This is a genomic window from Pedobacter metabolipauper, assembly GCF_004362715.1.
GTDB classification, from domain to species: Bacteria; Bacteroidota; Bacteroidia; order Sphingobacteriales; family Sphingobacteriaceae; genus Pedobacter; species Pedobacter metabolipauper.
This window is the reverse complement of sequence record NZ_SNYC01000005.1, coordinates 25,127-40,573: the sequence shown is the minus strand read 5'-3', so window position 1 is coordinate 40,573 and position 15,447 is coordinate 25,127. Positions and strand designations below refer to the sequence as shown.

The window sequence follows — 15,447 nt, the reverse complement described above, 5'->3', positions numbered from 1 at the left end:
AATAACTCCAGTTACAACAGAGAAATAAACCAAATAACCAAATGTATGAATTTTCACGAATTTATTAGGCAGGACTTTGTCCTCTTTATGCCTAATTATCAAATCTCGCGTATAATGAAAGTAACTTTTTTTCTAATCGTTGTGCTCTGTCTTAAGATCAGTGCAGCCGGTTTTGCTCAGAAAATTACATTTAACCAAAAAAGCGCATCCATTAAGACCGTATTTAAAGAAATAACCAGGCAAACTTCTTACCAGGTAGTTTGCGATGGCGATCTGATAGATCATGCACCCGTGCTGGATGTAAATTTTAAGCAGGCCGATATTAAAGCGGTGCTGGATAAGTTCTTTAAAGGACAAAACCTCAGCTGGACACTAAATGAAAATATAATTGTCATAAAAAAAGGAACAGCACCCGCAGTTCCGGTACCGGCACCCGTAGTGCAGCAGGACATTCAGGTTTCCGGAATCGTGAAAGATACCACCGGAGCGATCTTACCGGGGGTATCGGTTACCGTAAAGAGTAAACCCAGTATTGGAACAGCAACGGATTTAAACGGCCGCTATATCCTGAGCGTTCCCGATGGTTCCACACTGGTCTTTTCCATGATTAGTTTTAAGGTACAGGAAGTCCCGGTAGGCAAGAACAGGATCATCAATGTTACCTTGAGGGAATCTGATGACGTTCTGGATGAGGTTGTGGTAACCGCCTTTGGAAATCTTCAAAGGAAGAGTGACTTAATCGGGGCCGTAAGCAGCATTTCTCCAAAAGACCTCAAGATCCCATCCAGTAACCTTACCGCTGCATTGCAGGGCAGGATTGGCGGACTCGTTTCATTTCAGAGAAGCGGGGAGCCAGGATTGGACAATGCCGATTTCTTTATCCGTGGAGTAGGTTCTTTTGGGGTCAACAAGAAACCATTGATCCTGATCGATAATATGGAGGTCACCACAGATGAACTGGCAAGGATCCCGCCAGATGATATCGCAAGTTTTTCTATTCTGAAAGATGCAACCTCATCGGCCGTATACGGATCAAGGGGCGCAAATGGAGTGATCGTAGTCACCACAAAACAAGGAACTTCCGGTCCGGCAAGGCTAAGCTTTCGTGCTGAACAAAGGCTTTCGGTGGCTACACAAGACTTACAGATCGCAGATCCGGTAACCTTTATGAAAATGAGCAATGAAGCGATCATGACGCGTCAGCCAGATGTTCCCTTTTATTCGGATGAGAAGATCGCGATGACAGCAGCCGGTGCCAATCCACTCCTGTATCCAGCAGTAAACTGGCTGGATATGCTGACTAAAGATCATACCACTACACAAAATTATAGCCTCAGCATCAGCGGGGGAGGGAATCTGGCTACCTACGCCGTAAGCGGTAGCCTAACCCAGGACAATGGACTTTTAAAGGTAAATCCGATCAATAACTTCAACACCAATGTAGATTTTAAAACTTATAACTTAAGAAGCAACATCAACTTTAACCTGACTAAGTCTACACAGCTAATGGTAAGGACCATCGGTAACTTCCAAATCTATTCTGGTCCGCCGGTAACTGGCAGTGAAGCCTATGCACAGGCACTAACATCTAACCCGGTTATGTTTCAGCCCGTGTATACCCCTGGTCCCCAGCAAAGTTATATCGATCATCCGATGTTTGGTAATTTCAGCAATGGAACCTTCAGGAATCCTTATGCCAATGTCGTAAGGGGTTACCAGGAACGCAATTCAAACAACATGCAGGCCCAGGTAGAACTAAGACAGGACCTGTCTTCCTTTATTACCGAAGGATTCAGCTTCCGGAGTCTGGCCAACCTAACACGCAAATCAGAATACCGTATTGTAAGACAGTACAATCCTTTTTACTATACCCCCGGTGCGATAGATCCAAATACGGGAGCATATACCTATACCAACCTTAACCCGAATACAGGAACAGAAACCCTGAATTTTGAGCCAAGCGGAAGAGGACTGGTTGCGTTGTTCTACATGGAAAATGCCTTTTCTTATAACCGTACCTTCAACAAACATGGTGTAACCGGTATGGTCATCAATACCCTTAGAAACAACATTACCCAGCCGAGTGATGATAATTTCACCCTGTTAAATACCCTGCCGTTCAGGAACGTTAGTTTTTCCGGAAGCTTTACCTACGCTTATGATAACCGTTTCCATGCGCAGTTTGCATTTGGTTACAATGGCTCTGAACGCTTCTCAGATAAATACAGATGGGGTTTCTTCCCCTCAGGAGGCCTGGCCTGGACCATCAACAATGAGAAGTTCATGGAGCCGGTTAAAGACCTGATCAATACCTTAAGGTTAAGGCTAACCCATGGTATGGTCGGAAACGATGCCATCTCCGATGAACGTTTTTTCTACCTGTCAGATGTTAACCTGAACAATCCCAACTTCGGTTTCTCGTTCGGTACACCTGGAAACCTGACAACGGTTAACGGGATCTCTACCAACCGCTATGAGAATCCTACAGTGCGCTGGGAGCGCTCCAGACAGACAAACTTAGGTGTAGATCTTGGAATGTTCAAAGGTGCACTAACCGTTACTGCTGATGTTTATCGTCAGGACCGTAAAGACATTGTACAGTCGCGGGCATCACTGCCATCTTCACTGGGGCTGGTCAATTCACCATTGGTAAACCTTGGTAAATACAGAAGTCAGGGTCTGGATATGGAAGCTTCCTTCAACAAGATCGTGAACGGCGATCTTTGGTTTCAGGGAAGAGGTACATTTACCATTGCCCAGGGTAAATATATTGAATATGAAGAACCTTATTACACGTATCCATACCTGAGCAGGATCGGACTTGCCTCCAGTCAGCAGCGCGGCTATATTGCAGAGCGATTGTTTGTAGACGATGATGAAGTTGCCAACAGCCCGGAACAGTCCTTCGGATCTATAGTAAGAGGTGGAGACATTAAGTATGTAGATGTTAACGGAGATGGAAAAGTGAATGCAGATGATATGGTGCCTATCGGTTATCCTACCACCCCAGAAATCAATTATGGGTTCGGCTTATCTACCGGCTTTAAAAATTTTGACTTCTCTTTCTTTTTCTCCGGTGTAGCCAATACTTCACTGTTCATTTCGCCGGTTTCGTCTCAGCCCGGCGATGCTACCCAGGGGATCGCCCCATTTGGTAACATTACAACGCCAAAGGCAGTGCTTCAGGCCATTGCCGATAGTCACTGGACCGAAGAAAACCAGAATGTATACGCCCTTTGGCCCCGTTTAAGCACAACAGCAATGAATAACAACACCCAGACCAGTACCTATTGGTTAAGGAATGGTTCATTCCTGCGTTTAAAGCAGGTAGAACTGGGTTACACCCTCAACAAAAGTTTTACCAGGAGGATCAAAGTGGACGCGCTTAGATTGTATGTGAGTGGTACCAACTTATTTAAGGTCAGTTCCTTCAACCTATGGGACCCGGAAATGGGTGGCAACGGACTGGCTTATCCGCTTCAGCGTGTATTCAATTTTGGGTTAAAACTAGATCTATAACAGAAGATGAAAAGATATATCATAATCGTATTACTATTCGTTGCAGGCAGTTTCTATTCCTGTAATAAGTACATGGATATTGTACCGGACAATGTGCCTGAGCTGTCCAATGCTTTTGCATCCAGGGTGATGGCAGAGCGTTATCTGGTAACCTGTTACAGCTGGCTGCCCGGAGGGTTCGATCTGGAATCCAATCCTGCATTGTTTGCAGGCGATGAAATGTGGCTAAACTCCACCTATGATCAAAATACGGGCTATAACAACTGGAAGATTGCCAAGGGCAACCAGAATTCAAATAGCCCGCTAAACAACTATTGGGACGGTGCCAACCAGGCAAAAAACCTTTGGAGGGGTATCCGCGACTGCAACGTATTCCTTGAAAATATTGGAAAAGTACCCGATATGGACGAATTTGAGATCAAAAGGTGGGCAGCAGAAGTAAAGTTCCTCAAAGCTTACTACCACTATTACCTCATGCGTATGTATGGGCCTATCCTGATCCAGGATGTAAACCTTCCGGTTACTATAGATCCGCTGGAAACACAGCAGGAACGCTCACCAGTTGATGAGTGTGTAACTTACATCGTTAATTTGATCGATAGCGCAATTCCGGATCTGCCGGATGACATTACAGTGATCACCGAAAATGGACGGATCAGCAAATTGGTAGCCTATTCAATGAAGGCAGAAATATTGGTCACTGCGGCAAGTCCGCTATTTAATGGCAACGCAGACTATTCAGGCTTTGTCAATTCCAGGAATCAGCCATTCTTTAATCCAACAGTAAGTAAAGAGAAATGGATAGCCGCCGCCGCCGCATGTAAAACTGCTGTAGAACTCGCAGAAATGACAGGTCGTTCTTTATACAAGTGGCAGGCACCAGCTAATATGACCGTAGTACCACAGACTACTACAATCAATCAAATGAGCTATCGCGAAGCATTGGCCGAACGTCAGAATAATCCGGAACAGATTTGGGTAAACAATACCTCAAGAGCCACTAACGCACTTCAGGCAGCAGCTACGGTAAGGAGCTATGACCCGGCTTTTGTAGACAATAGTTCACTGGGCGGTTATCTGGCACCGACCTTGAATATGGCATTGCTTTTTTACAGTAAAAATGGGGTGCCGATTGAAGAAGACCTGGGTTATGAATACGGCAACAGGTTTATATTGAAGGTTGTACCCAATACCAATGAGTATAAATACAAACTGACCGCCAATTATACCACGATCGGTCTGCACTTTGATAGGGAAGACCGCTTTTATGCATCGCTTTCATTTGATGGCGGCCGGTATTTTATGAGTTCACAGACCAATGATGATCTTGCTTTTAGTACCAATTATAAACCGGGAGGCAATGCAGCTCCGGTAAGCGTATCTGGATTTTCAGCTACAGGCTATACGCCCAAAAAGCTGGTAAGTTACCGCAATGTGGCAGGAGCTTCAAGTTCATATTCTGTATATGAGTATGCCTATCCGATGATGCGCCTGGCAGATCTTTATCTGCTCTATGCAGAGGCATTAAATGAAGCTAACGGTCCGGGAACAGATGTGTACCGGCTGGTAGACCTCGTGCGCCAGCGTAGTGGTTTAGGGGGCGTTGTAGCTTCCTGGTCGCAGTATTCCCGTAACCCAGCCAAGCCGGCAAACTATTTAGGCCTCCAGGAGATCATCCGCAGGGAGCGTGCAATAGAATTGATGTTTGAAGGAAAGAGATTCTGGGACCTTCGCCGCTGGAAAACGGCGCAGCAGGCATTAAATACCAATATTACCGGCTGGAGCGTAAAAGAAAAAGATCCACAGCTGTTCTACAGGCAGGTAAACTTGTTCAGCCGCACCTTTAGTACCCGTGACTACCTGTGGCCGCTCAGTTTAGGAGAAATGCGGCGTAACTCAAAATTAACTCAAAATCCAGGTTGGTAAAATCATTTAAAAATATGGATATGAAAATCATACAGAAAATACATATCGCATTGTTGGCCGTAGTGCTTATGGCAGCAGCATCTTGCGAAAAAGATCTGGTTCCAAAAGCACTAAAGACCGGAGAAACTCCGGGGCCAGTTAAAAATTATACTTACGAGTCCATTCCAGGGGGAGCCATCATTACTTATGACCTGCCAGAAGGTAGTGATCTTAGATATGTGAAAGCCACTTATACCCTAAATTCCGGACAAGTACGGGAATCAAAATCTACGGTCTATAAAAATACCATCCAGGTAGATGGGTTTGCAAGCGAGGGAGAATATGACATTCAGCTCAGAGCGGTTGGGCTCGGCGACGTAGAGTCTGAACCGATCATGGCTAAGATCAAAGCACTCCGTCCATCACATAAATTGCTGATCGACAGCGTTAAACTAAACGGTTCCATGTATGCAGCCTTTGGTGGTTTAAATGTTGATTTCAAGAATTATACAGGAAGCAGCGTGGTCTTTCATGTACTGGCCAAAGATGCAGCAGATAAATGGCAGGAAATTCAAACGGCCTATTCAAGTGCAAAGATCGGCCGCATCCGTACCCGCGGACTGGAACCTGTTGCACGGGACTTTGCAGTATATGTAACCGATCGCTGGAACAACAGAAGTGATACAGCCTCCCTAACCTTAACACCATTTAAAGAAGCCCTGATCACCACAAAGTTTGCGGCACTTACGCTGTCCAACGATACCTGGGAGTACCATACCGGTCAGGGTAGGGCAAGACCTTTGGTAATCCTGTTTGACGGTCTCCATGCACAAAACAGTACCATCTTCCAGACCAAGCCTTCGTCGGTAATGCCGCAGTGGTTTACATTTGACATGATCCAACCATTTAGATTGAGCCGCTTTATCCTCTATGCCGATGTTCCAATATCAGACCGGAATGTCTTTATTGGCGGACAACCTTTGGAATTTGAATTGTGGGGAAGTAACAGTCCTGCAGCAAGTTTCGATAGCTGGACACTGGTAGGCTCATTCAAATCTGTAAAACCTTCAGGAAGTCCGCTGGGCGTAGTCACCGCAGAAGACATTGCACAGGCAAAGAATGGGGAAGAGTTTGAAGTTGAAGGTAATGCCGGTAATTTTAGATACTGGAGGTTTAAAACCGTTTCTACCTGGGGTAGCGTGCCATACCTGCAGCTTTCAGAACTGACTTTTTATGGCGCTTTATAATTAAAAATCAAACGATGAAAAAGAACATATTGACATTTATATTCAGTTGCTGCATTTTAGGAATGGCCATTAGCGGATGTGAAAAGAATGCCGGCGACTATGATAAATATCTCGATCAGGCAGAAAAGGTATTTCCTGGTAAACCAAAATCGCTCACCGTTTTTCAGGGATACAACAGGGCGCAGATCAGTGCACTGATGAGTCCGGATCCAAGGGTAGTAAGAATGCGCCTCTACTGGAATAACCGGCGGGACTCCATTGACACAGACATTACCCCGGCAGATCTGGCAAAGAGCAAGCTGGTTGATCTTGCAGCTGTCCCGGAAGGAGTTTATACTTTTGAAGCCGTTACTTTCGATGCAAGCGGACGACGTTCCGTTGTACTGGCGAAGACAGGTTCTATTCTGGGCGACAATTACCTGAGTACCTTGTTCAACAGGGTACTGAAAGCAAAGATCACCGTAGGTACAGAAAAAGCAGTTTCCTGGTATTCGGAAACTGATACGGCGTCTGCTATGGCCGGTGTAAGGGTTAGTTATCCATTAAAGACGGGCGGCACCGGGGTGATCTTTACCAGGCGGCTCAGAGACACTACCATATTAACAAATGCGTTAACAGGAGGAAATATGACCATTAAAACGGCCTATCTTCCAAAAAATGCAATTGATACTTTTTATTCCAAACCAGAGGTTCTGGCTTATTAAGTAGTTAATAATTATTTTTTATTACTCCTTTGGTGCTTTGCTTCAAAGTTAGGTTTGAGCAGGGTGCCATATGGAGTTTTTTAAATGAAAACACATGAACACGCACAGAAGAGGATTTTTAAGGCTCGGTTTGCTGGCATCGGCAGTTATACTCGGCTCAAAGGATTTGCTTGCCAGCTCAGCGGAAGACAATTCAGTGCTGCAGCCTGATGAAGAAAAGATAACTGTATCTAATGCCGGAGTGGGCGGAAACAATACAGCAGATCTGCTCGGCCGGATCGAAAAAGATTGTTTGTCGTTAAAACCGAAATTGACGATACTTATGGCAGGTACAAATGACATGAACAGTGTAAAGCATATTCCATTAGGCGACTATGAAAAGAATTTAGATACCATGGCACAGATGATCATACGCAGCCGGAGTAAATTGCTGATGATGACCATCCTTCCTGCTTATGAGCCAGATCTGCTGACGAGGCATCCTGCTGCTTTTTATGAGCCAGATGGAGTTTCTGGCAGAAGAAAGCAGGTAAACGATGCCATTAAGCGGGTAGCTAAAAGACATAAGGCCGGGCTTCTGGATCTGGGGCTCCGTTTTGAGGCCATAGGAAAAATAGGCGCAGGTAAAGATTCCCTGATCCAAAATGAAGCCAACAGTAATAAGCGGGACGGCATCCATCCAACAGCTAATGGATATCGTTTTATTGGACTGTCGGTATATGATCACATTACCTCGCACAAACTACCTCAATCTGGAATCGTTTGTTTTGGAGATAGCATTACCAAGGGCGATGGAAGCATTGAGCGCGACAGTTATCCGGCTTACCTGAAAAAATTATTATCAACATCATGATCTATCAAAATATGAAGAGACTGTATATCTTTTTTTTAACAGTACTGATCCTGTTTACAGCAGCGGCTAGGGCACAGGATGTTTCCGGAGTACATGAAGCCGATATTGTCATTTACGGGGGCACATCAGCGGCCATCACTGCCGCTGTACAGTCTGCTAAACTCGGTAAGAAAGTGATTGTGGTTTCGCCGGATGTTCACCTTGGCGGACTATCTTCAGGCGGTTTGGGCTTTACCGATACTGGAAACAAAGAAGTGATCGGTGGCCTGGCCAGGGAGTTTTACCACAGGGTATATGTTCACTACCAGGCCGATACTGCCTGGAAGTGGCAAAGACAGGCCGAATATGGCAATAAAGGACAGGGAACGCCCGCCATAGATGGTACTGACCGGACAATGTGGATCTTCGAACCGCATGTTGCAGAACGCATCATGGAAGATTTTGTGAAAGAACATCAGATCCCGGTGTACCGGAAAGAATGGCTCGACCGAAAGAAAGGTGTAAAAATGAAGTCTGGCAAAATCATAAGCATCACTATGCTAAGCGGAAAAGTATTTAAAGGCAAGGTATTTATAGATGCAACATATGAGGGAGACCTGATGGCGGCAGCTAAGGTCAGTTACCATGTTGGGCGCGAACCTAACACACAATATGGAGAACAATGGAATGGGATCCAGACGGAAGTATTTCAACACGGGCATCATTTTACCAGCGCAATAGATCCATATGTCATTCCCGGCGACAAAAGCAGCGGCCTGCTTGCAGGTATTTCTTCTGCAGATCCGGGAAAAAAAGGAGCTGGCGACAATAAACTGCAGGCCTATTGCTTTAGGATGTGCTTGTCCAGCCATCCTGATAATAAGATCACTTTTCCTAAGCCTGACAACTATAATCCTGCAAATTACGAGTTGCTTGCCCGGGTTTTCGCTGCAGGCTGGAAGGAAGTATTCAATAAGTTTGATCCGGTACCCAACCGGAAAACAGACACCAATAATCATGGCCCGTTCAGTACCGATTTCATTGGTATGAATTATGGTTATCCAGAGGCATCCTATGAAGAGCGCCGGGTGATTATCAAACAGCATGAAGATTATCAGAAAGGATTGATGTACTATATGGCCAATGATCCGAAAGTACCCGAAGACGTACGCAAAAGAATGGGTACCTGGGGATTAGCGAAAGACGAGTTTAAAGACAACGGGGGATGGCCGCATCAGATCTATGTACGGGAAGCCAGGAGGATGGTGAGTGACTATGTCATGTCTGAAAATGAGGTGTTGGGTAAAAAAAAGGTAGCGCATTCCATTGGCATGGGTTCTTATGCCCTGGATTCTCACAATACACAGCGCTATATTACAACAGATGGATTTGTACAGAATGAAGGAGACATCGGTGTAAAAGCACCAAAGCCTTACGGGATCTCTTATCATACAATAGTCCCAAAGCCTGGGGAGTGTACAAATTTATTGGTTCCAGTTTGTCTTTCTATTTCTCATATAGCCTATGGCTCAGTACGTATGGAACCCGTTTTTATGATACTGGGCGAATCAGCAGCTACAGCGGCATCACTAGCCATAGACCACCGTACTACCGTGCAAAAGGTGAACTATACGGAATTGCAGAAACTATTGTTAAAACAGAAACAGCGTTTAACCCTTGATCTATAAAATAATGAGCATTAAGAACAACCCCATAATCACTTTAGTCGCTATGGTAATTGCAAGTGCCATGAGCTTTAATGTATCTGGTCAATTGAAGAACTGGCCGGCGGGTAGCGATCCGAAGGAAGTTGGAACAACCAAACGGACTGTTCTATCATGCTCCCGATGTTCCATACTTCTGGGGCAGGGGCAATGGCTGGATGGCTGCTGGAATGACTGAAATGTTGATTTCCCTTCCGAAAGACAATAAAGACAGGCCAAGGATACTGAAAGCCTTTCAAACCATGATGACCAGTCTAAAGCAATACCAAAACGAAGAAGGCATGTGGCTGCAGCTGGTGGATGACAAAGCCTCATGGCCGGAAACTTCCGGAACGGGCATGTTTACCTTTGCAATGATCTCCGGCGTAAAAAATGGCTGGCTGGATGAAAAGGAATTTGGACCAGTAGCGAGAAAAGGCTGGATCGCGCTTACCAAATATATCGGGAAGAATGGAGATGTCCGGGACGTCTGTCAGGGTACCAACAAAGAAAACAGCCGCCAATATTACCTGGACAGGAAGAAACTCACGGGAGATATGCATGGACAAGCACCAGTTTTATGGTGTGTGGTTGCATTACTAAATTAATTTCAGCATACCTTTTATAGGACATCAGTAAGAACCTTTTTTAATGAAGTAATTATATGATTTATTAATGGTCTAAATTTTGATTGGGAAATATTGATTATCTCAAATGCTAAGATCCCTACACATGAAAAAATACATTACGCTGCTGATCACCATATTTTATATAAATGCTGCTATGGCACAGCAAACCAAAACTGCAGCCAGTGAAGGATCATCCTATCGAATGTTACGAACAGATAAAATTAAAGGGGTTACCTACCAGCTTTACATAAAAGGCATTAATGAACATATTAAAGAAGCTGAACTACCTGCAGAAAATCCGGATTTTCCTATCGTAGTAAGCGACAGGAAAATATTAATGGATTATGGTTCTGGAGCTTCAGGTGAAGAATATGTACTCTATCGCCTTAACAGTAAAGGCAAAAAAATGGTAGAACTCATTTTTCCTAAAAAAATAATAGACAACCGCAATAAGATCAAGTCCGAAGGTGAATTTAAATTTCTCTTAACCGGTACCGGAGGGATCACCATCACCATTAAAAAATACGACTACCATTTTCCATCTGAAAAACTGGTTTATCTTTACAGTTCGAAAAATGGTAGAATGGGATTTGTAAAAAGAACGGATTCAGAAATTGGAACAGATCATTTGTCCGATGATTATGTAAAATTACAAGGTATAGCCGCTCCACCTAATCACTAAAAATTTAATTTAGACCTATTCTGGTATCTAAATGATCGGCAATTATCATTGGCTAAAAAGATGTATATTCGTTTAGACCAAATATTTCCAGCTGATTTTTTATGTACGCCTTTCATAAGATCTTTACCTATTTTATCACCTGTATATTACTTGCTGTACATCCCTGCATTGCCCAAACGCCATCATTCTCCATTAAATATCTCGGCGTAGAAAAAGGCCTTTCTAACAACATCGTCAACTCCTTATATCTTGACCATTTTGGCTTTATGTGGATGGGGACATACGACGGCCTAAACCGGTACGATGGCTATAATTTTAGGGTTTTTAGAAACAATTGGGGAACAGAACATTCCCTGGTCAACAACCACATCACCGTTTTAAACGGCGACAGCCAAAACAGGATCTGGATCGGTACGCAAAAGGGTGCGTCTTACTACAGTTATGCCGATTCTAAATTCCACCAGTTCATCTATACTGACAACGGAATGCAAATCAGCTTAATGGCTTCGGTTACTTCCATTGCCGTCAGTAAATCATCATCTGTATTTATTGCAACCGACGAGAAGGGACTTTTTGAACTCCAAAAAGGAAGAACTATAGCTGAAAGAATTCTTCCCCAAAAATATAAGAGCGCTACCATCAAGGCTTTATGTGCCGATCAAGACGGAATCCTTTGGCTGTTTATAAAAGATGCAGGTCTTTGCCGGTATGATCCGCTAAAAAGAAAGGTAAGCCTGGTTAAGTCCGAAATAAAAAACGTAACCAGCATCATTAGCGGGCAAAACAACATCCTTTGGATTGGTACTGAACGCGGCCTCTATCAATACGATAAAAAAGCCGGCAACCTGTCTAATCTGGAAAAATACAAAGACACAGAAAATATCATGGGTCTCATGCTCGATAAACAGCAAAAACTGTGGATCTCAACAGATGGAGGTGGTATTGTCATTTACGATACAAAAACTAAAGCAGTAAATTATCTGCCTGCAGGCAAAGAAAAAGGCTTGCTGAGCAGTAATTCCGTTGCGCAGGTTTATGAAGACCATGAATCCCGAAAATGGATAGCCACGCTAAGAGGCGGCGTTAATATTATAGACCAGCAAAGTGCCCAATTCGAAACCATCCGTAAAGACCCTTTAAAATACAATTCCCTCATTAATAATTTTGTCCTTTCTTTTAGTGAGGATGAAAATAACAACATATGGATCGGAACAGACGGTGGCGGATTGAGCGTATGGAACCGCAAAACAAATGCGTTTACCAATTACATCAAAACCAATGGTCCCGGTTCACTCCAAAGCAATTTTATAACCAGCATCTTAAACGATACGGATCACAACACCTGGATTGCCAGCTTTAGCGGCGGTATTGATTGTTTTAACAAGAAAAGTCAGCGGTTTATTCATTACAGCTGTTACAATACCGTAAAAAAGATAGAAGAAGTAAACCTTTGGAAACTGTATCAGGATAAAGATAAAAACCTTTGGGCCGGAACCACAAGAGGAGGTGCACTCTACAAATACAATAAAGCGACAGATAAATTCGAACTGTTTGATGCAAACCTCAAGGACATTCATACCCTGTTCCAGGATTCAAAGGGCAGGCTTTGGGCCGGTAATTATACCGAATTGATTCAGATAGACCGCACTAAAAAACAACATCGGTCCATTATAATCAATTACGCCATCCGGGCAATCAATGAAGATTCAAATCAGCAGATCTGGATCGGAACAGAAGGAGGCGGGCTATTAAAATTTGATCCGGAAACTTATAAGATTAAAAGATATCTCCAGAGTGACGGACTGCCCAGCAACTCGATCCTGAATATTCTGATGGATGAAAAAGATAACCTGTGGTGCAGCACCTATAACGGTTTGTCAAAATTTAATACCAAAACCGGAAAAATCAAAAATTACTACACTTCAGATGGTTTACAAAGCAACCAGTTCAATTACAATGCAGCCTTAAAGCTGAAAGATGGAGCCTTCTTATTTGGTGGTATAAATGGCTTCAACCTGTTCGATCCCGATCGCATACAGGAAAATAAACGCATCCCAAAGATCGTATTAACGGATTTCAGGATCAATAACGTTTCGCTTGATCAGGATCCAAGGTACAAAGACCTGTCAGTAGTCAACCTGGAGAAAATTTCCATACCCTTCAATTCAGCAGTTATATCGGTTAACTATGCAGCCATAGAGTTTTCCTTTCAGGATCAGATCTCCTATGCTTATTACCTGGAAGGTTGGGACCGCGATTGGAATGATGTAAATAAACTCAGTACCGCCTATTATTCCAGGCTGAATGAAGGCCACTATAAACTGCACATTAAAAGTACAGACACTGAAGGGGCATGGAGTAAGAATGAACGGATTCTCCTGATTGAAATATTGCCTCCATGGTACAGAACGTGGTGGGCATACGTTATTTATGCAGCCCTTTTTTCTGCAGCCTTCTACATATTTCAAACCTATAGGAATCGCCAAAGGAACCTAAAACATGAAGTAGAGATCGCTAACCTTAAAATGGAACGGGAAAAAGATCTGAATGAAAAGAAGCTGAACTTCTTTACCAACATTTCACACGAACTCCGGACCCCGTTAACGCTGATCGTAAATCCAATTAAAGACATTTTAAATTATAAAGAACCCGGGCAGGAAAAGAACGACTTAAATGTGGTATACCGCAACTCAAGACGGTTACTTAGCCTGGTAGACCAGCTGCTGTTGTTTAGAAAAACAGAAAGTGAGAACGACGTGCTGAACCTTGTTAAAATTGATCTTGTTAAATTTGCCATGGACATCTTTTTATGCTTCTCCTACCTCGCTAAAAACAACAATATCGACTACACCTTTGAATGTGGACAGGTTGAACTGATCATCTATGGAGATAAGGATAAACTGGAGATTGTTTTATTTAACCTTCTGTCAAATGCGCTAAAATTTACGCCGAAAGGTGGTTTTGTGAAATTTAGTATCTCTATAATAGATCATGATGTGAAAATTGAGGTCAGTGACAGTGGCCCGGGTATTCCGGATGGCATTGGAGAAAAGCTTTTTGATAAGTTTTATAAGGTGATGAACAAGAAGTCTTTAAAAATGGGTTTCGGAATAGGGCTTTATCTCGTTAAAAGCTTTGTAGAACTGCATAAAGGCAAGATCAATTTCTTATCCAATAATGGCAATGGAACTACTTTCTTCATAGAAATGCCTGTTGGGGAACCACTGGAACAAGAAGAAAACAATGTTGCTTTAAATGAACCCGCTCAGAATGAACTCACGTATGTAAATGAACTGATGACCTATGAAGGGCAGGAAGAAGAGGTGCCGGAAACCGATAATTTTGGTAACCTCGAACTGCTTATTTCCGATATCAATTCTATTCTCGTAATCGACGACAATACAGAGATCACCGACTATATCCGGCAGATCTTTCAAGATCATTTTAAAATTTATAAAGCAGAAAATGGCCTCGAAGGCTTAGCCTTATGCAAAGAACTCCTTCCTGATATTGTGATCTCAGATATCAATATGGAAGGACTCAATGGCATTGAACTGTGCATTGCAGTTAAAGAGGATACCTCATTAAACCACATCCCGGTAATCCTGCTCACTGCCGATCCAAGTCCGGAATTGCGCTTAATGGGAATTGAAGCAGGTGCCTATGATTTTATCAGTAAGCCGTTCGACCGCGAGTTGTTCACTGCCAAAATTAACGGCATCATTAAGAACCGGACCAACCTCCAAACCTATTTCTATAATGAGATTACGTTGAAATCTGGCGCACATAAGGTGTCACAGGAGGATAAAGGCTTTTTACAAAAATGCATTGCACGCATTGAAGACAATCTGCTGGTAGATGGATTTAGTGTAAAAACACTTGCCTCTGATCTGGGAATGAGCCATTCCAATTTATACAAAAGAATAAAATCAACATCCGGACAATCTGTAAATGGCTTCGTGCGTTTTATCCGCTTAAGAAAGGCAGCAGAACTGCTGATCAATACCAATCTGAATATAAACGAAGCTGCATTCAGGGTAGGTATGAACGACATCAAGTATTTTAGAGAACAATTTCAAAAGCTCTTCAGGCTAACACCGTCAGACTTTGTAAAAAAACACCGTAAAACGTTTCATAAATACTACAACAGGTATTAAATAGACCAGAAAACGATTTCGCCCCCCTTTATTTACCAAATTACCCCTCACGGTCACCCTCAATTTTGT

Annotated in this window: 9 protein-coding genes; all 9 read left to right on the top strand. The window is 43.3% G+C overall.

All coding sequences use genetic code 11. From position 1 onward, the window contains the following. Nucleotides 1–114: 114 nt before the first annotated feature. The 9 genes from ATK78_RS12610 to ATK78_RS12570 all read left to right on the top strand — a co-directional run bounded on the left by ATK78_RS12610 (nt 115) and on the right by ATK78_RS12570 (nt 15,378). Nucleotides 115–3,519, top strand: a complete 3,405-nt coding sequence (locus ATK78_RS12610; RefSeq protein WP_166664872.1) for a TonB-dependent receptor — start codon at nt 115–117, stop codon at nt 3,517–3,519. A gap of 6 nt (nt 3,520–3,525) precedes the next feature. Further along, on the top strand, nt 3,526–5,445 hold the full coding sequence (locus tag ATK78_RS12605) for a RagB/SusD family nutrient uptake outer membrane protein (protein WP_133576490.1): 1,920 nt from the start codon (nt 3,526–3,528) through the stop codon (nt 5,443–5,445). 20 nt (nt 5,446–5,465) lie between these two features. Further along, nucleotides 5,466–6,671 (top strand): DUF5000 domain-containing lipoprotein, encoded by a 1,206-nt coding sequence (locus tag ATK78_RS12600; RefSeq protein WP_166664871.1) that lies wholly within the window; start codon nt 5,466–5,468, stop codon nt 6,669–6,671. 14 nt (nt 6,672–6,685) lie between these two features. Further along, the gene (locus ATK78_RS12595; protein ID WP_133576488.1) at nt 6,686–7,375 is read left to right on the top strand and encodes a DUF4998 domain-containing protein; all 690 of its coding nucleotides are present in this window, start codon (nt 6,686–6,688) and stop codon (nt 7,373–7,375) included. Between the two features lie 94 nt (nt 7,376–7,469). Continuing rightward, nucleotides 7,470–8,228: an SGNH/GDSL hydrolase family protein gene (locus ATK78_RS12590; RefSeq protein ID WP_133576487.1), complete on the top strand. Its 759-nt coding sequence runs from the start codon at nt 7,470–7,472 to the stop codon at nt 8,226–8,228. Between the two features lie 11 nt (nt 8,229–8,239). Then, entirely contained in the window at nt 8,240–9,895 is a 1,656-nt protein-coding gene (locus tag ATK78_RS12585; RefSeq protein WP_133576486.1) for an FAD-dependent oxidoreductase, read from the top strand. A 122-nt stretch (nt 9,896–10,017) separates the two neighbouring features. After that, nucleotides 10,018–10,518 carry a glycoside hydrolase family 88 protein gene (locus ATK78_RS12580; protein WP_243732516.1) on the top strand — a complete coding sequence of 167 codons (501 nt, stop codon included), beginning with the start codon at nt 10,018–10,020 and terminating at the stop codon, nt 10,516–10,518. Between the two features lie 124 nt (nt 10,519–10,642). Beyond that, nucleotides 10,643–11,221, top strand: coding sequence for a hypothetical protein (locus ATK78_RS12575; protein WP_133576484.1), 579 nt, complete (start codon nt 10,643–10,645; stop codon nt 11,219–11,221). A 101-nt stretch (nt 11,222–11,322) separates the two neighbouring features. Continuing rightward, nucleotides 11,323–15,378 (top strand): hybrid sensor histidine kinase/response regulator transcription factor, encoded by a 4,056-nt coding sequence (locus ATK78_RS12570; protein ID WP_133576483.1) that lies wholly within the window; start codon nt 11,323–11,325, stop codon nt 15,376–15,378. Nucleotides 15,379–15,447: the final 69 nt, after the last annotated feature.